We start from the raw sequence: 17,607 nt of genomic DNA, 5'->3' as shown, positions 1-17,607 counted from the left end.
TCTAATTGCGCAAAAAGCGAGCAAGTCTACACCCCTCGACGGGGCAGAACAAAACTCAGCAGAAACAGTGCGGCCGCCGTCACAACGATTGACGGCCCCGCCGGGGTGTCCTTGAACCACGACAACGCCAGCCCGCCACACACCGCAAGCATGCCCAGCAGGCTCGCGCCCAGGGCCATTTGCTCCGGGGAACGGGCGTGACGCTGTGCCGCGGCCGCCGGAATGATCAACAGCGAGGTGATCAGCAATACACCGACAATTTTCATCGCCACCGCGATCACCACCGCGATCAACAACATCAGTGCCAGACGCAAACCCGCCACCGGCAGGCCTTCGACCCTGGCCAGTTCTTCGTGCACGGTGACCGCCAGCAAGGGCCGCCACAACGTCACCAACAGCACCAGCACCGCAGCGGTGCCGCCGAGAATCCAGGCCAGATCGGTCGGGCTGATCGCCAGCAAATCGCCGAACAGATAGGCCATCAGGTCGATCCGCACTTCATGCATGAAGCTTAGTACCACAAGCCCCAATGAGAGAGTGCTCGGCGCAAGAATTCCCAACAGCGTGTCGGACGCCAGCGGCTGACGCTGTTGCAGGGTCACCAGCAGTACCGCCAGCAGCAGGCAGCCGACCGTGACCGCCACGGTCGGGCTGACATCCAGCAGGAAGCCCAGCGCCACGCCGAGCAGCGCGGCGTGAGACAAGGTGTCGCCGAAATACGCCATGCGCCGCCACACCACGAACGAGCCGAGCGGCCCGGCCACCAGCGCCAGCGCCAGACCTGCGAGCAGGGCATACAACAGAAAATCAGCCATGCTTGCAGCCGTCTCCATGAACATGAGGTTGACCCGCAACGGGGCCCTTGACCACCGAACCGTGCAGGTCGTGGGCGTGGTCGTGATGGTGGTGATAGATCGCCAGGCTCGGTGCGTTCTTGCCGAACAGTTCGACGAACGCCGGATCGCCGCTGACCTGCTCGGGATGCCCGGAGCAGCAGACGTGACGGTTGAGGCAGACCACCTGGTCCGTGGTGCTCATCACCAGATGCAAATCGTGGGACACCATCAACACACCGCAGCCATGACGGTCGCGCAGGCGAGTGATCAGGCTGTACAGCTCGGCCTGCCCGGCGACATCGACGCCTTGCACCGGCTCGTCGAGCACCAGCAGTTCCGGCTCGCGCAGCAGCGCCCGAGCCAGCAGCACGCGCTGCATTTCACCGCCGGATACGCTTTGCACCGGACTGTCGATGACGTGTTCGGCACCGACTTCCTTCAACGCTGCCAGTGCACGCGAGCGATCAACGCCGGGGACCAGACGCAGGAAGCGCAGCACCGAAAGCGGCAAGGTCGGATCGACATGCAGTTTCTGCGGCATGTAGCCCACGCGCAGCTTTGGTTTGCGCCAGACACTGCCGCTGTCCGGCTTCAACAGCCCGAGCACGGCACGCACCAGGGTGGTCTTGCCGGCGCCGTTGGGGCCGATCAGCGTGACGATCTGCCTCGGCTCGACGCTCAGCTCGATGTTGTCCAGCACGGTCTGCCCGGCAAACGTGACGGCGACCTGCTCCAGACGAATCAGCGCGTTGCTCATCAGGCCCCCTGGCAACCGGAGCACAGGCCAACCACTTCGACGGTCTGTGCTTCGACGATGAAACCGACATCCCTGGCGCTGCTGATGATCGCGTCGCTGATCACTTTTTGCTCAAGCTCGATGGCGGCGTGGCAATCGCGGCAAATCAGGAACTGACCCTGATGCGCATGTTCCGGGTGCACGCAGCCAACAAAGGCGTTGAGCGAGGAGATACGGTGCACCAGGCCGTTTTCCAGAAGGAAATCCAGCGCGCGGTACACCGTCGGCGGTGCGGCACGGCGGCCGTCCTGCTCGCTGAGCACGGCCAGAATGTCGTAGGCGCCCAGCGGCTTGTGGCTTTGCCACACCAGCTCCAGCACCCGGCGGCGCAGCGCGGTCAGGCGCAGCCCTTTCTGCGCGCACAAGGTATCGGCCTCGGACAAGGCGCTGTGCACGCAATGGGAGTGGTCATGGGGACGGCTGGCGATCGGTGTAATAGGCATGGGCGGCGACGAGTTTTGATAGAGACGTTATTATGTTACCCGTTCTCGTCTCCTTGAGTGGTCATCGTGTCCCGACTTTTTTCTGTTTTTGTCGCTTTCATCGCCAGTTTTCTGTTCATCGGTTCGGCTCAGGCCGAGGTCAGAGTGCTCACCAGCATCAAGCCGCTGCAGCTGATTGCCGCCGCCGTGCAGGACGGTGTGGCGGTTCCCGAGGTGCTGCTGCCGCCGGGCGCGTCCCCGCATAACTACGCGCTGCGTCCATCCGACGTACGGAAGGTGCAGTCGGTGGACCTGCTCTACTGGATCGGCCCGGACATGGAAGGTTTTCTGCCTCGGGTGCTGAACGGGCGCAAGCTGCCAAGCGTCGCGGTACAGGATCTGCCGGGGCTCAAATTGCGTCACTTCGCCGAGGACAACCATTCCCACGCTGAAGAGGCCGACGATCACGACCACGATCATCGCCCCGGCTCGCTGGACGCGCACTTGTGGTTGTCACCGGTCAACGCACGGGTGATCGCCAACAAGATGGCCGCTGACCTGAGCGCTGCCGACCCGGCCAACGCTGCGCGCTATCAGAGCAACGCCAAGGCTTTCGATGAGCGCCTGGATGCGCTCGATCAACGCCTGAAGAAGCGCCTGACCAGCGTTGAAGGCAAACCGTACTTTGTGTTTCACGAAGCCTTCGATTACTTCGAAGACGCCTACGGCTTGAAGCATGCCGGCGTGTTCGCGGTGGCCGCTGAAGTGCAACCGGGCGCGCAGCATGTCGCGGCGATGCGCAAGCGCTTGCAGGAAGTGGGCAAAACCTGTGTGTTCAGCGAACCCCCGCTGCGCCCGCGCCTGGCGGAAACACTCGTGGCGGGCCTGCCGGTGAAACTGGCGGAGCTGGATGCGCTGGGCGGCTATACGCCGGCGACGGCTCAGGGCTATGAGCAGGTGCTTGAGAAACTTGGCAATGATTTGGCCGGGTGCCTGGAATCGCTGTAACAGCTCAAACTGTGGGAGCGAGCCTGCTCGCGAAAGCGGTGTGTCAGTCAACCTGGATGTTGAATGTGCCGCCGCCTTCGCGAGCAGGCTCGCTCCCACAGGTTCGTGTTCGCTTCGCGATCGGCTCAGAGGGCGAACGGTAGAGGTGTATTGACCTTCTGCCGCTGCGCCAGCCGCTGCTCGAACTCCTCCGGATCGTGAATCAACACATCCTGGCCGGCAAACTGTTCGGCGGCGATCAATCGCGACAGCCAGAACCGCACGCAGGCCACGCGCAGCATCGCCGGCCACAACTCGGCTTCCGCCGCGGTGAACGGCCGTAGGGCCGCGTAGGCACCGAGAAAGGCTCGGGCACGCGGCCCGTCAATCACGCCGGCGTCATCCGAACACCAGTCGTTCAAGGCAATCGCCACGTCGTACAGCATCGGCCCCGAGCAGGCGTTGTAGAAGTCGATCAGCCCCGTCAGGTGCGTGCCTTCGAACATGGCATTGTCACGGAACAGATCGGCGTGAATATTTGCCCGAGGCAACGCGAGGATCCGCTCTTTCTGTTCGGTGATCTCGTCCAGCGCCTTTTGCAGCAGCCCACGAGGCTCAGTGCTCAGGTGCGAGAGAAACTCGGTGCCCTCCTCCAGCATCCAGTCAAGGCCACGGTCGGTCTTGCGCTTGATCATGCGCTCGCCCTGGGTGGCCAGGTGCAGATGCGCCTGCAATTGGCCGACCTGCGCGCAATGCTGGGCGTTGGCGACCTTGATGTGTTTGCCGGACAGGCGCGGTTGCAGCAGCGCCGGTTTGCCTTTGAGCTCACGCAGCGCCACGCCTTCAGTGGTGCGCAGGGCGTAAGGCACCGGCAAATCCGCTTCATGCAGCACATCGAGAAGCTCAATGAAGAACGGCATTTCCTGCACCGGGCCGCGCTCGACCAGGGTCAGGACAAACTCGCCCTGCTCCAGGCTGACGAAGAAATTGGTGTTTTCGCTGCCGGCGGCGATCCCCTGGAAATCAAGCAGGCGGCCGAGCCCGTAAGGGGCGAGAAAGGTTTCCAGCTCGGGCCGAGCCAGGGGAGTGAACACAGACATGTCTTAACTGCCAGTACGGGCGCCGCAATGGCGGCGCCGGGTGAATTAAAAACTTACTTCCATTCGAAAATCTTCCATGACGGAATCAGCATATCCGGCTGATCCGAGCGGATGAAATTGGCATCCGTCCCGTCGGCGCGCACCAGAAAATAGGGTGGCGCGCCCTTTGGCGTGACTTTGATCGCATACAGGAAACCGTTCTGGCGGTACTCCTGAATGGTCTTGTCACCCTCCGTGCGGATGGTGACCTCGGGGTCGCCGCCCGGCGCATCATCCGCCGCCATCGCGGCCATTGGTGAGACAGCGATCAAACCGACCAGCAGCAAGCGATTTAACGTACGCATGATAACCTTGTCCCTTTGTCGTCAACGGTCCCGCTATTCTAGCCCCGGACCCGCCGAAAAGGTTGATCCTGCTCATGAGCCAAGCCCCCCTCGTCCTGGTGGACGGTTCGTCTTACCTGTACCGCGCCTTTCACGCACTGCCGCCACTGACCACGTCCAAAGGCCTGCCGACCGGTGCGGTCAAAGGCGTGCTGAACATGCTCAAGAGTTTGCGCAAGCAGTACCCGGACAGCCCGTTCGCCGTGGTGTTCGACGCCAAGGGCGGGACATTTCGCGATGAGATGTACGCCGAATACAAAGCCAACCGTCCGAGCATGCCCGATGACATGCGCGTGCAGATCGAGCCGCTGCACCAGAGCGTGATCGCCCTCGGCTTCCCGCTGCTGTGCGTTGACGGCGTCGAGGCCGACGACGTGATCGGCACCCTCGCCCGCAGCAGCGCGGCAGCGGATCGGCCGGTGGTCATCTCCACCGGCGACAAGGACATGGCGCAACTGGTCGACGGGCACATTACCTTGGTCAATACCATGTCCGGTAGCTCGATGGACGTAGAAGGCGTGAAGGAGAAATTTGGCGTCGCTCCGGAGCAGATCATTGATTATCTGGCGCTGATGGGCGATTCGTCCGACAACATCCCGGGCGTACCGGGCATCGGCCCGAAGACCGCTTCCGGCCTGCTGGTCGGCGTCAACGGCGGTCTGAAAGAACTGTACGAAAACCTCGACATCGTGCCGACCCTGCCGATTCGTGGCGCAAAAAACCTGCCGGCCAAGCTCGAAGAGCACAAGGAGATGGCGTTCCTCTCCTATCAACTGGCGACCATCAAGATCGACGTGCCGCTGGACATCGAACTCGACGATCTGCAAATGGGCGCGGAAGACCCGGCCAAGCTCTACGAGCTCTACACCCTGCTGGAATTCAAAAGCTGGTTGAACGACCTTGATCGCGATACCAGGCGCCTGGAACTGAGCGCCGCCGCTGAGCCTGCACCGGCCGGCGATCTGTTCAGCGAGCCGCAAGCTCAAGCACCAGCCGTCGCTGTCGAGGCCGCCTACGAAACCATCCTCGATCAGGCGCGGTTCGATGTCTGGCTGGAAAAACTCAAGAACGCCAAGCTGTTCGCCTTCGACACAGAAACCACCGGCATCGACGCGCAGCAGGCGCAACTGGTCGGCCTGTCGTTCGCCGTGCAGGCCAACGAAGCGGCCTACATCCCGCTGACCCACTCCTACATCGGCGTGCCGGAACAGCTGGATCGCGACACCGTGCTGCGGGCGCTCAAGCCGATTCTGGAAGACCCAAGCAAGCTCAAGGTCGGCCAGCACGCCAAGTTCGACATGAACATCCTCGCCAACTGCGCCATCGGCGGCGATCAGAGCGAAGGCATCACCGTGCGCGGCATCGCCTTCGACACCATGCTCGAATCGTATGTGCTCAACTCCACCGCCACCCGCCACGACATGGACAGCCTCGCGCTGAAGTACCTGGATCACACCACCGTGAGCTTCCAGGACATCGCCGGCAAAGGCGCGAAGCAGCTGACGTTCGATCAGATCGCTCTGGAACAGGCCGGGCCGTATGCCGCCGAAGATGCCGACATCACCCTGCGCCTGCATCAGGCCCTGTTCGAGAAACTCAGCGCCATCCCGAGCCTGGCCAGCGTGCTGACCGACATCGAGATTCCACTGGTGCCGGTGTTGGCGCGTATCGAACGTCAGGGCGCGTTCGTGGACGCTGAATTGCTTGGCATCCAGAGCATCGAACTGGGCAACAAGATGGTGGCGCTGGAGCGTGAAGCTTTCGAAATTGCCGGGGAAGAGTTCAACCTCGGTTCGCCGAAGCAATTGGGCGTGATTCTGTACGAAAAACTTGGTCTGCCGATTCTGAAGAAGACCGCCAAGGGGCAGCCTTCCACCGCTGAGGACGTGCTGGCGAAACTCGCCGAGGATGATCACCGCCTGCCGAAGGTGCTGATGGAGCATCGCTCGATGAGCAAGCTCAAGAGCACCTACACCGATCGACTGCCGGAGCAGATCAACCCGCGCACCGGGCGCATCCATACCTCCTATCATCAAGCCGTGGCATCGACCGGCCGCCTGTCCTCCAGCGATCCGAACCTGCAGAACATCCCGGTGCGTACCGCCGAAGGCCGCCGCATCCGCCAGGCGTTTGTCGCGCCAAAAGGCTACAAGTTGCTGGCAGCGGACTACTCGCAAATCGAACTGCGGATCATGGCGCACCTGTCCCGTGACGAAGGCCTGATGAACGCCTTCCGCAACAACCTCGACGTGCACACCGCCACGGCCGCCGAAGTGTTCAAGGTCGAACTCAATGAAGTGACTTCCGACCAGCGCCGCAGCGCCAAGGCGATCAACTTCGGCCTGATCTACGGCATGGGCGCACAAAAACTCGGCAAGGACATCGGCGTCGACACCAAGACCGCCAAGGCCTACATCGATACTTATTTCGCCCGTTACCCGGGCGTGCGCGAGTATATGGAGCGCACCCGCGCGCAGGCGGCGGATCAGGGTTATGTCGAGACGTTCTTCGGCCGCCGCCTGTACCTTCCCGAGATCAATTCCAACAAGCCGCAGGAGCGCGCAGCCGCCGAACGCACCGCGATCAACGCGCCGATGCAAGGCACGGCGGCGGACATCATCAAGAAAGCCATGGTGGCTGTGGACAACTGGCTGGCGACGTCCGGGCTGGATGCCAGCGTGATCCTGCAAGTGCACGATGAATTGGTGCTGGAGGTGCGTGAAGATCTGGTCGAGCAGGTCAGCACGCAGATTCGCGGACACATGAGCGAAGCGGCGAAGCTGGACGTACCGCTGCTGGTGGAAGTCGGGGTGGGCAACAACTGGGATGAGGCGCACTGAGCCATTTACACAGCCTTTGCCGCGAGACAAATCGCGGCAAAGGCTGCAAACCGGGCTTAGACCCAAATACGCTTGAGGCTATTCCAAAGCTTTTTGAAAAAAATCTGAACTAATCTGGCAACTGAACACTCAGAGGTACTGAATGGCTGGTGAAGCCCTTCGATGCTCCTATGTTGTGTTAAGTGTTGGCAGATATCTGAACCCCGCCCTAGCGGTTCGGAACTTGAACCCCGGAATTCTAACTCCCCACTGAATCCCGGGGCTTTTTTTGCCCAAAAATCGGCTCTAGCGCGGCCATGCTGCGTAAAAAGCATCGCCACGCTACAACCAAATCTCCCCACTCTGATTATTCGGCGGCCGCCTCGGCGCCCTTGTCTGCCAGTTCCATCCAGCCGGCCAATACGGTGTAGGCCTCTTCCAGGCCCATGCGTTTTGGCGCGGAGAACAGCTGGATGGTGACCAGGTCGCCCCAGCCCTTGCGGATTTCCGACTGTACTTTGAGCAGGGTGTTCTTTGCCGCGCCGTAGGTGAGTTTGTCCGCCTTGGTCAGCAGGATGTGCATCGGCATGCCGGCGGCAACGGCCCAGTCCAGCATCAGCAAGTCGAAATCGGTCATTGGATGACGGATGTCCATCATCAGAATCAGACCCTTCAAACTCTCGCGGCCACCCAGATAAGCCTCAAGGTGACGCTGCCAGTGCATCTTCAGCGGGATCGGTACTTTTGCATAACCGTAGCCCGGCAGGTCGACCAGACGCCGATCATCGTCTAGCTTGAAGAAGTTCAACAGCTGTGTGCGACCCGGGGTTTTCGAGGTGCGCGCCAGGCTGGCGTGAGTCAGCGTGTTCAGTGCGCTGGATTTGCCGGCGTTGGAACGACCGGCGAAAGCCACTTCAAAGCCTTCATCGTCAGGGCATTGATCGACTTTGGCGGCACTGAGCATGAACGTGGACTGTTGGCACAGGCCGAGGATGGGATTCTTGAGTTGCATGGGATTTCCGATGTGGGCGGCGCCGGGATTGGGCGCGGAACGCGGTGTCGCTTCCGTTTCAGTGACGCCAGTATATAATGCCGCAGATTTTGTGTGTGCTTTGTCCCAGCGAAGGATGAAGTCCATGGGAGCGACAGACCTTGATTGCGCATTAGAACGCAGAACGCTCTCAACCCTGAACAGGTCGTTTTATGACGAAATGGCTGCTGGCTGCCGGAGTCTTGATGCCGCTTTACAGCGCACAGGCTACACAGGATCCGGAAGCAGTGTACAACCGTGTTTGTGCGGCCTGTCATTCCGGCCAACTCCCCATGGCGCCCGAAAGAGGCGATCAGCAAGCCTGGACGCCGCGACTGGCGAAAGGGATGGAGACGCTGGTGCAACACGTGACCCAGGGTTTCAAGGCGATGCCGCCGCGTGGTTTGTGCATGGACTGCAGTACCGAGGATTACCAGGCCCTCATCCTCTGGATGAGCAAGAGTAAGCCCGGTCCATAACTCTTAACCCTTAGCCGTAGTTGGATTAGCTGATGAACAAATTGATCGTGAGTCTGCTGTTGACCGTGGGAATCTCAGGCTTCGCCAATGCTGCAGGTGATGCCGCCGCCGGCCAGGCGAAAGTCGCCGTTTGCGGGGCCTGCCATGGCCCGGACGGCAACAGCATGGCGCCAAACTTTCCGAAACTGGCGGGTCAGGGTGAACGCTATCTGAACAAGCAATTGCACGACATCAAGTCGGGCAAGCGCGTGGTTCTGGAAATGACCGGCCTGCTGACCAACCTGAACGACCAGGATCTGGCCGACATGTCCGCCTACTTTGCCAGTCAGAAAGGCAGCGTCGGCGCCGCCGATCCGAAGATCGTCGCTCGCGGTGAAGCCCTCTTCCGTGGCGGCAACCTGGAAAAAGGCCTGCCAGCCTGCACCGGTTGCCATTCGCCGAACGGCTCGGGCAACGCCGCTGCCGGTTTCCCGCATCTGGGTGGCCAACACGCTCAATACATCGCCAAGCAGCTGACCGATTTCCGCAAGGAAGAGGCCGGACGCAGCAACGACGGCGACGCGATGACCATGCGCACCATCGCTCGCAAGCTGAGCGACGAAGACATCGCCGCAGTCTCCAGCTACATTCAGGGTCTGCACTAAGCGCCTGATTTGGACCGTTGAACGGGGCCGGCGACGCCGGCAACGTTAACGCTCGATTAATCCGTCGCAGCAAGTATAAAAAGGGTGGCTTTGGCCGCCCTTTTTTGTGGCCGCTGCCGTTACACTACAGAACTCACGCCCGCCAGGATCTGTCTGAGCACAGGTCGCGCGAGGCGACCAAAATTGTCCAGGAGTAAAGCATGCGTAATCTGATCATCAGCGCCGCTCTCGTCGCTGCCAGCCTGTTCGGCGTCACCGCCCAGGCCGCTGAAGCCCCTGCCGCCCCTTATGTAGAACTGGCCAACCCGGTACCGGTTGCAGTGCCTGGCAAGATCGAAGTGGTCGAGCTGTTCTGGTACGGCTGCCCGCACTGCTACGCTTTCGAGCCGGTGATCAATCCATGGGTTGAAAAACTGCCGTCCGACGTCAACTTCGTGCGCATTCCTGCCATGTTCGGTGGCCCGTGGGACGCTCACGGCCAGATGTTCCTGACTCTGGAAGCCATGGGTGCAGAGCACAAGGTCCACGCAGCGGTGTTCAATGCCATTCAGAAAGAACACAAGAAGCTGACCGACAAGAACGACATGGCTGACTTCCTCGCCACCCAGGGCGTGGACAAGGACAAGTTCCTCGCCACCTTCGACTCCTTCGCCATCAAGGGTCAGATCGTCAAGGCGCGTGAATTGGCCAAGAAGTACGAAATCACTGGCGTGCCGACCATGATCGTCAACGGTAAATACCGCTTTGACATCGGTTCTGCCGGCGGCGCCGAACAAGCCCTGCAACTGGCCGACCAACTGGTCGCCAAAGAGCGAGCGGCAACCAAGGCTGCTGCCAACTAAGCCCGGCACCCGCCATGCGGCGCTGGAAGAGCGAACGCACCGTTGGCCTGCATCATCCGCAGGTCAACGAGCATCACCTCGCGTCCACGGGCCTGCCGGCAGACCAGCGTCTGCGCTTGCTCAGCTTCAACATTCAGGTTGGCATCAGCACCCAGCGCTACCGGCATTACCTGACCCGCAGCTGGCAGCACTTGCTGCCGCACATCGGGCGCTCAGGCAATCTGCAAAAGATCGGCGACCTGCTCGGCGACTTCGACCTGGTCGCCCTGCAGGAAGCCGATGGTGGCAGCCTGCGTTCGGGCTACGTCAATCAGGTCGAACACCTGGCCCACCTCGGCGCCTTCCCCTACTGGTACCAACAACTCAATCGCAACCTCGGCCGGCTGGCCCAGCACAGCAATGGCGTGCTCAGTCGCTTGAAACCGTGGGCGATCGAAGATCACCCGCTGCCTGGCCCGAAAGGTCGCGGGGCAATCCTGCTGCGCTTCGGCGAAGGCCCGGAAGCGCTGGTGGTGGTGATGATGCACCTGGCCCTCGGCGCGCGGACACGCAGCCTGCAACTGGCCTATATCCGTGATTTGATCGGCGGTTACAAACACCAGGTGTTGATGGGCGACATGAACACCCATGCCAGCGATCTGCTCGAACAGTCACCGTTACGCGATCTCGGCCTGCTGGCCCCGCAGGTGGAAGCGACCTTCCCCAGCTGGCGCCCACAGCGTTGCCTTGATCATATTTTGCTCAGCCCGACCCTGACGCTGGAAAAGGTCGAGGTGCTGGCCCACCCTATTTCCGATCACCTGCCGGTCGCGGTGGAAATTCGTCTGCCGGGTTCGCTCACGGCCGATGCATTGCCCGCGTTGAGCCCTGCCCCTCGCGGAACCTGTGAATGAGCGACGAAGCCCAGCGCTGGAAAGAAAAATACCTCAAAAGCATCGAACAACAGGACAAGCTCGAACGGCGTTGGGCCGCGCGCCTCGACCTGCTGCGACGCGGTCTGGTGCGCAGCACACTGGCCGCCGAAGGCACCGACAAGGCTGTCGACCAGTGCATGAAAGAAATGCGCGAAGTGGTGCGCACCGATGACATGGACGCCGGCCTCGCTGCGCTGTTGCCGCGCCTTGAAAAAGCCGTACTCGACTCCGAGCAACGCCGCGAAACCCGAATCGATCAGGTCAGCACCGCGCTGACTGCGCTGGTCACCCAGTTGCAGGCTCTACCGCTGCCGCGTGAAGTGGCGCAACCGCTGAAGAAGTTTGCCAAACAATTGGATAGCCGCGTCGGGCAGGCGCGGGAAATGCCGCTGCTGCTGAGCGAACTCAGTGGTTTGCAGGGCAAGGCTCTAACCCAGTTGGAGACACCTGCCGAGCCGGGCCGTCCGGGCTTGCTGCAACGCTTGTTTGGCAGTCGGGACGATGAGGAAAGCGCTGCGCCGGTGGCAGACACTCCGCCATCACCGACAGCGCCGCCGGTCAACACCGCGCAGCCCGAACCGGAGCCTGCGCAAGCGGGCCCGGTTGCCAGCCCTGAACCGGCGATTGCAGTTCCCGCCGCTACCATCGAGACGCCCGCGCAAACGCCGCCCGAACCCGAAATAGTGGCGTTCGCTACGCCAACTGTCGTTGTTGAAGCAGAGCCACCGGAGGTTGAGCCGGCCGTTCTCCCAGCGCCGAGCCCCGCTGCCCCGGCTGCCACAACCGAGGTGTTCAACCCCGACGAACTGATCCATCCCGGCGACTCGTCCCCGCTGATCCTCGACAGCCTGCCGTTGCCCGAGCCTATCGCCCAAGCCCTGGCCGCCATTGACCCGGAACAGTCCGAGCACGACATCCTCTTCGCCCTGCCGGACTCGCCGGAGCCGTCCTATAGCTCCGTGGCCAGGCACATTGAAGACACGTTGATCGGCCTGCTCGACGACCTGACCCTGCCGGAACGCCATCGCCCGCAAGCCGAAGCCATGCGCGAAAGGCTCAAGCACGGCTTGAACTGGTACGAACTGCTGCCGATCCTCGACGATCTGGCAACCTTGATGCTCGCGATCACCGACAGCGGCCAGCACGAATTCGAAGCCTACCTGCAACAGCTCAACGAACGCCTCGAAGCGTTTCAAAGCAACCTGCAAGCCGCCAGCGAAGGACATGCCGACAACAGCTCGGCGGCGCGGGCAATGGACACGCAGATCCGCGAACAAGTCGATGGTCTGCAGACCAGCGTGCAGGAAGCGGCGGATCTGGATGACCTCAAGCATGTGCTCGAGAATCACCTCGAAGGCCTGCTTGGCACCATGGACCAGCACCAGAAGCAGCGCGATGCCCGCGAACAGGAAGTAGCGCAAAGGCTTAGAGCTCTGTCGGAGCGTGTCGCGCATATGGAGCAGGAAGCCCTGGGCTTTCGCGAGCATCTGGAAGAACAGCGCCAGAAGGCGCTCATCGACCCGCTCACCGGTTTGCCCAACCGCGCCGCGTGGAGCGAACGCCTCGAACACGAAATCCAGCAATGGCAGCAACACGGCAATACCCTGAGCCTGGCCATGCTCGATCTTGATCATTTCAAGCGCATCAATGACAGCTACGGCCACCTGGCTGGCGACAAGGTTTTAAAGATCATTGCCACGGTATTGCGCAAGCGCCTGCGCGGCTCGGACTTCATTGCCCGTTTCGGCGGTGAAGAGTTCGTCCTGTTGCTGCCCGCGACGCCGCCTGCAGTCGGGGCGAAACTACTGGAAACCCTGCGCGCAGCAATCGAAGCGTGCCCGTTTCATTTCAAAGGCGAACGGGTGACGATCACCATTTCCATGGGCCTTGCATCGTTCAGAGTCGGGGAACACAGCGATCTGGTGCTGAAAAGGGCCGATCAGGCGCTGTATCGCGCGAAAAACGCCGGACGCAATCGCGTAGAACTGGGTTAGGCGAATTGTTCCATTTTGTTTAAATCCGCCCGGCGACCGTCGAGACGCCGGACGGTACGTTACACTGTTGCATTACTGTCTTCCGCGTACCTTCTCTGCCATGAAATTTCTCGTAGTCCTCGCGTCCCTGCTCATCCTTTCTGGCTGTGCCAGCGGCCCGCGCTTTGACACCAGCCATCCCTCGGTCAACTTCGACAGTCGCATTCAGTTTGTCGTGGTTCACTACACTTCGGCCTCGCTCGAACGTTCGTTGCAATTGCTGACCCACGGTGACGTCAGCAGCCATTACCTGATCGGCGACGACAAAAACGCCACCGTTTATAAGCTGGTGGACGAAAATCAGCGGGCCTGGCACGCCGGCGAGAGCCAGTGGCAAGGCCGCACCTGGCTCAACTCCAGCTCCATCGGCATCGAAATCGTCAACCCTGGTTTCAAGGACACCCCCACCGGGCGCCTCTGGTATCCCTACAGCGAAGCGCAGGTTCAGGCGCTGATTGTCCTGCTCAAGGACATCAGCAAGCGCAACGGCATCAGCCCACGCCACATCATCGGCCATAGCGACATCGCCCCGCTGCGCAAGCTTGATCCGGGGCCGCTGTTTCCTTGGAAGCGTCTGGCTGCCGAAGGCCTTGGTGTCTGGCCGAACGAGCAAGCCGTGGCCCGTCAGCAGGCAGTACTCAACAACCGCGAACTGCCAGGCATCAGTTGGTTCCAGGCGCAACTGGCACAGCTGGGCTACGAGACACCGCAGACCGGCGAACTGGATGTCGCTACCCGCCATGTCCTCGCCGCGTTCCAGATGCATTTCCGCCCTTCACGTTTTGACGGCCTGCCGGATGCCCAAACCGCAGCGCTGTTGATGGTTCTGAACCAGACAAAATAATGACGCCCGCCCGACGGTCAGGGCGGGATCGCAAACAGCAGCTATAACTCATTGGTAATTCTTCGGATATTCCTTGATGGCTGCTACCCGAGCGACGCTGCGTAGCTGGTTTTATCGCCCTTGGTTTTTGGCGATGATCGCTGCTGTCCTGAGTACCAGCCTGTTGATCACCGGCGCCACGTTCGTAGCGATGCGCCAGGTCGAGCAAAACGAAAGCCAGGAAATGAACGCGCAGGGCGAGCGATTCCTGGCCCGCCTCGAACAATTGTTCGGTCAATTGCGCGAAAGCCTCGACGATCTCGAAGCCCAACCCTTACGTGGCTGCGACGAAGAAATGATCGCCACGCTGCGGCAAGTCACGTTCAGTTATCGCTTCGTCTATGAAGCGGCTTATATGGACGAAACGCGTGTGTGCTCCAACCGCCCCCGTGAAGAAGGCCTGTCGGCCATTCGCGCCCCGGACATCACCGGCCCCACCTACAGTTATTGGCTTAACACCACCACCGAACCCGACGAAAACCGCGCCGCGCTGATGCTCGGACGCGGGAATTTCCGTGTCGCCACCTCCCGCGGACATCTGACCGACATGGTCGACCTGTCGCCCGGCAGCAGCCTGCTCGTGGTACTCGACCATGGCACCCGGGCGATCCCGGTACTCGGCACGGCGCAAGCCTGGCCACCGACCGAGCCCTGGCCGCCAAAAAGCCGCGACGCCTTGCAAGTCACGCAAACCCGGCTGATCTATCGCATGCCCACCGAAAATCCTGAATATCAACTGGTGCTGATCACGCCCCGCTCCGGCATGCATATCCCGGCGCTCTGGTGGTGGATGATTCCGGCCTGTTTGCTGCTCGGCGCGTTTTCCGGTTTTCTGGTGTTGCTGCTGGTGCGCCAGCGCCAGTCGCTCGACGCCGAATTGCACGGCGCCATCCGCCGCGGCGAACTGCAGGTGCTTTATCAGCCGATTTTCGATCTCGACTCGCGTAACTGCGTAGGCGCTGAGGCCTTGCTGCGCTGGCGCCGTCCGGACGGCACCCTGACCAGCCCCGACCTGTTCATCCCGCTGGCGGAAAATACCGGGCAGATCCGCCAGATGACCGACTTCGTTTTGCAGCGTTTGCTCGAGCAGTTGGGACCGGTATTGCGGGCCAATCCGCAGCTTTACATCTCGGTCAACCTGGCCGCCTGCGACGTTATGGTGCCGCGCATCGGACAGGTCATGGCGCGTTTGCTGGCGCTGCACCGTGTCGCCGCCAGGCAGATCGCCTTCGAAGTCACCGAACGCGGTTTGATCGATGTCGTCGTAGCGCGGGAAAACCTGCAAGCCTTGCGTGATGTCGGGCATCAGGTGCTGATCGACGACTTCGGCACCGGTTATTGCAGCCTCGCCTACCTGCAAACCCTGCCGGTGGACTGTTTGAAAATCGACAAGGCCTTTATCGATGCGCTCGGTCATGACGCGGCGAGCAGCGGCGTCGCGCCGCACATTATTCACATGGCGCAGGCGCTCGATTTGAAAGTGATTGCCGAGGGCATCGAGCTGGAATCTCAAGCCACATTGCTCAGCAGCGAAGGAGTGAAGTTCGGCCAGGGCTGGTTATTTGCCCACGCGCTGAGCGCCGTGCAGTTCATCGAACTGATCACGCGCGGACGACGCCTCGCTGGGCGGCGCCTGGACGACGAAGCCTAAATCGCCAGCGCCATGTAGAACTGGGTGCCCTGGCCCGGGCGCGAATAGACGCCCATGCGCCCGCCGTGCAGCTGGACGATTTCCTTGCACAATGCGAGGCCGAGGCCAGCGCCGCCCTTCTTGCGTCCGACCTGTACGAAAGGTTCGAAGATTCGGCCCTGCTGGCCGTAGGGAATGCCTTCGCCGTTGTCCTCAACACTGATGATGACGCGTTCACCATGTCGCCGCGCCTGCAAACGAATCTGACCGTCGCCTGCGGTGTGCCGCAGGGCGTTGTCGATCAGATTGTCGAGAACGCGATCGAGTTGCGCCTGATCCGCCTGCAAACGCGGCAACGGCCCCTGAACCTCGACGTTCAGAACCACACCTTTGGCGGCGGCCGAATCGGCAAAGCGCCGTTGTGCCTGTTCCAGCAAATCCTCGATGGAGCATGGCGCCAGCGTCAGCTTCTGCAGTCCGTTCTGGTAGCGGGAGAAATTGAGCAAATCGTTGATCAACTGCATCAGGCGCTGCATTTCTTCGTTGACCGTATCGAGCAAGTCGGACTCGCGCGACTCTGCAGGGAATTTCGCCCGCTCGCGGAACAGGCCGAACGCCATGTGCATGCCCGTCACCGGGGTGCGCAACTCATGGGAAGCGCGCAGCACGAACTCGCTGCGCACCCGCTCGAAAGCGCGCTGTTCGGTGACGTCGTGCAACACCATCACCGCACCGAGAATATGCCCTTGGGTGTGGCTGACCGGGGTCAGGCTGTAGGTCAGCAGGCGTGATTCGCCATCGACTTCAATGCTCAAGTCCTCCGGGGCGCGCTCCAGCGTGCCGCCGCGCAGAACCAGTTGCAGCTGCGCGTCCAGTTCCGGGCGCCCGAGTGCGGTGCCCAAGCCCTGGCCGAGACGATCATCCTCCCAGCCCAACTGGCGCTGAGCCACCGGGTTGAGATGTTCGAGTTGGCCCTGGCGATCGATCATCAGCAAGCCGTCATCGATGCTGTCGAGCACCGCTTGCAAGCGTTGCTGACCGGCCAGCAGCTCATCGACATTGGTGGCCTGATGCTCACGTAACGCTTCGGCCATCAGACCGAAACGCCGTGATAACAGATTGACTTCCATGGCCGTCGAAATGGGCAGGGTCACGTCGTAGTTGCCCTGGCCGATGTTGTCGGCAGCCTTGGCCAGCGCTTCGATCGGTGCGCCAAAGCGCCGCGCAATGCCTTGGGCGGTGAAAAAACCGATGATCAAGACCGCCAGCCCTACCAGACCGAGTAGCCCTGCAATCAGCAAGGCGCGCTCGCGAGCGGCGTGTTGCACTGCGTTTATGTTATCCAGCGCATGTTTGTGTTCAGCGATCAGGCCATTGCGAAGCACATTGAAGCGCTCGCGAAAATCAGCGCTCGAACTGGCATCGCGAGCGGCTTCGGTCGTCACATCGAACGAGGCAAGGAAGTTCAGGTAATCGGCCTTGGCCTGGCGGAAACCATAAGGATGGTCATCGCTCTCCTGCTGCTGCGCGATGCCCTGATCGAGCAACTCGAAGTAATGCTGTTTAGACGCTTCGAACGCAACGGGATCAGGTTTTTCAGCGAGCATGATGATCAGTTGATCGCCCAGGCTTTGCCGCAGCTTGAGGCCCAGATCCAAAGTCATGAAGTTGCTGCGCACCAGTGCTTCCTGCGTGCCGGCCATCTGCATCACGCTGACCAGCCCGAGCAGCAAGCCGAGCAACGCCACAGTAATCAAAGCAGAAATGCTCAGGAACAGGCGCGTGCGCAGCTTCATCGCCAGTTTCATC

General features: G+C 61.2%; 16 protein-coding genes. 9 read left to right on the top strand and 7 right to left on the bottom strand.

Going from position 1 to position 17,607, the window contains the following annotated elements:
• Positions 1–26: 26 nt before the first annotated feature.
• The 3 genes from znuB to HU727_RS11305 are packed head-to-tail and all read right to left on the bottom strand — an operon-like array spanning position 27 to position 2,075.
• A complete protein-coding gene (gene znuB / locus HU727_RS11315; protein WP_186531378.1) occupies positions 27–815 on the bottom strand; it encodes a zinc ABC transporter permease subunit ZnuB in 789 nt (262 codons plus the stop codon).
• Positions 808–1,593 carry a zinc ABC transporter ATP-binding protein ZnuC gene (gene znuC, locus HU727_RS11310; RefSeq protein ID WP_186531376.1) on the bottom strand — a complete coding sequence of 262 codons (786 nt, stop codon included), beginning with the start codon at positions 1,591–1,593 and terminating at the stop codon, positions 808–810. The genes znuB and znuC overlap by 8 nt, the downstream gene beginning before the upstream one ends.
• The gene (locus tag HU727_RS11305) at positions 1,593–2,075 is read right to left on the bottom strand and encodes a Fur family transcriptional regulator (protein WP_186531374.1); all 483 of its coding nucleotides are present in this window, start codon (positions 2,073–2,075) and stop codon (positions 1,593–1,595) included. The genes znuC and HU727_RS11305 overlap by 1 nt, the downstream gene beginning before the upstream one ends.
• 66 nt (positions 2,076–2,141) lie before the next feature.
• Between HU727_RS11305 and HU727_RS11300 the strand changes: the two genes are divergently transcribed.
• Positions 2,142–3,062 (top strand): zinc ABC transporter substrate-binding protein, encoded by a 921-nt coding sequence (locus tag HU727_RS11300; protein WP_186531372.1) that lies wholly within the window; start codon positions 2,142–2,144, stop codon positions 3,060–3,062.
• Between the two features lie 125 nt (positions 3,063–3,187).
• Here HU727_RS11300 and HU727_RS11295 read toward each other — a convergent pair whose 3' ends face one another.
• Positions 3,188–4,141 carry a homoserine kinase gene (locus HU727_RS11295; RefSeq protein ID WP_186531370.1) on the bottom strand — a complete coding sequence of 318 codons (954 nt, stop codon included), beginning with the start codon at positions 4,139–4,141 and terminating at the stop codon, positions 3,188–3,190.
• A 53-nt stretch (positions 4,142–4,194) separates the two neighbouring features.
• On the bottom strand, positions 4,195–4,485 hold the full coding sequence (locus tag HU727_RS11290; RefSeq protein ID WP_186531368.1) for a DUF2782 domain-containing protein: 291 nt from the start codon (positions 4,483–4,485) through the stop codon (positions 4,195–4,197).
• Positions 4,486–4,559: 74 nt separating this feature from the next.
• Between HU727_RS11290 and polA the strand changes: the two genes are divergently transcribed.
• A complete protein-coding gene (gene polA / locus HU727_RS11285; protein WP_186531366.1) occupies positions 4,560–7,364 on the top strand; it encodes a DNA polymerase I in 2,805 nt (934 codons plus the stop codon).
• Positions 7,365–7,710: 346 nt separating this feature from the next.
• Here polA and yihA read toward each other — a convergent pair whose 3' ends face one another.
• Positions 7,711–8,355 (bottom strand): ribosome biogenesis GTP-binding protein YihA/YsxC, encoded by a 645-nt coding sequence (gene yihA / locus HU727_RS11280; RefSeq protein ID WP_100846686.1) that lies wholly within the window; start codon positions 8,353–8,355, stop codon positions 7,711–7,713.
• Between the two features lie 191 nt (positions 8,356–8,546).
• On the opposite strand from yihA, the gene HU727_RS11275 reads away from it, so the two are divergent.
• The 7 genes from HU727_RS11275 (at position 8,547) to HU727_RS11245 (ending at position 15,819) form a co-directional block, all read left to right on the top strand.
• On the top strand, positions 8,547–8,852 hold the full coding sequence (locus tag HU727_RS11275) for a c-type cytochrome (RefSeq protein WP_186531364.1): 306 nt from the start codon (positions 8,547–8,549) through the stop codon (positions 8,850–8,852).
• A 32-nt stretch (positions 8,853–8,884) separates the two neighbouring features.
• Positions 8,885–9,496: a c-type cytochrome gene (locus tag HU727_RS11270; protein ID WP_186531362.1), complete on the top strand. Its 612-nt coding sequence runs from the start codon at positions 8,885–8,887 to the stop codon at positions 9,494–9,496.
• Between the two features lie 200 nt (positions 9,497–9,696).
• Positions 9,697–10,338, top strand: coding sequence for a thiol:disulfide interchange protein DsbA/DsbL (locus HU727_RS11265; protein ID WP_186531360.1), 642 nt, complete (start codon positions 9,697–9,699; stop codon positions 10,336–10,338).
• Between the two features lie 14 nt (positions 10,339–10,352).
• Positions 10,353–11,231, top strand: a complete 879-nt coding sequence (locus HU727_RS11260; RefSeq protein ID WP_186531358.1) for an endonuclease/exonuclease/phosphatase family protein — start codon at positions 10,353–10,355, stop codon at positions 11,229–11,231.
• Positions 11,228–13,246 carry a GGDEF domain-containing protein gene (locus HU727_RS11255; protein WP_186531356.1) on the top strand — a complete coding sequence of 673 codons (2,019 nt, stop codon included), beginning with the start codon at positions 11,228–11,230 and terminating at the stop codon, positions 13,244–13,246. Before HU727_RS11260 ends, HU727_RS11255 begins: the two co-directional genes overlap by 4 nt.
• 100 nt (positions 13,247–13,346) lie before the next feature.
• The gene (locus tag HU727_RS11250; RefSeq protein WP_186531354.1) at positions 13,347–14,129 is read left to right on the top strand and encodes an N-acetylmuramoyl-L-alanine amidase; all 783 of its coding nucleotides are present in this window, start codon (positions 13,347–13,349) and stop codon (positions 14,127–14,129) included.
• A 76-nt stretch (positions 14,130–14,205) separates the two neighbouring features.
• A complete protein-coding gene (locus tag HU727_RS11245) occupies positions 14,206–15,819 on the top strand; it encodes an EAL domain-containing protein (protein ID WP_186531352.1) in 1,614 nt (537 codons plus the stop codon).
• Here HU727_RS11245 and HU727_RS11240 read toward each other — a convergent pair.
• The gene (locus HU727_RS11240) at positions 15,816–17,606 is read right to left on the bottom strand and encodes an ATP-binding protein (protein WP_186531350.1); all 1,791 of its coding nucleotides are present in this window, start codon (positions 17,604–17,606) and stop codon (positions 15,816–15,818) included. The genes HU727_RS11245 and HU727_RS11240 overlap by 4 nt on opposite strands.
• Position 17,607 lies beyond the last annotated feature (1 nt).

The organism is Pseudomonas khorasanensis (assembly GCF_014268505.2).
Taxonomy (GTDB): domain Bacteria; phylum Pseudomonadota; class Gammaproteobacteria; order Pseudomonadales; family Pseudomonadaceae; genus Aquipseudomonas; species Aquipseudomonas khorasanensis.
Note: the sequence above shows the minus strand (reverse complement) of the source record. Positions and strands in the feature narration are given on the sequence as shown.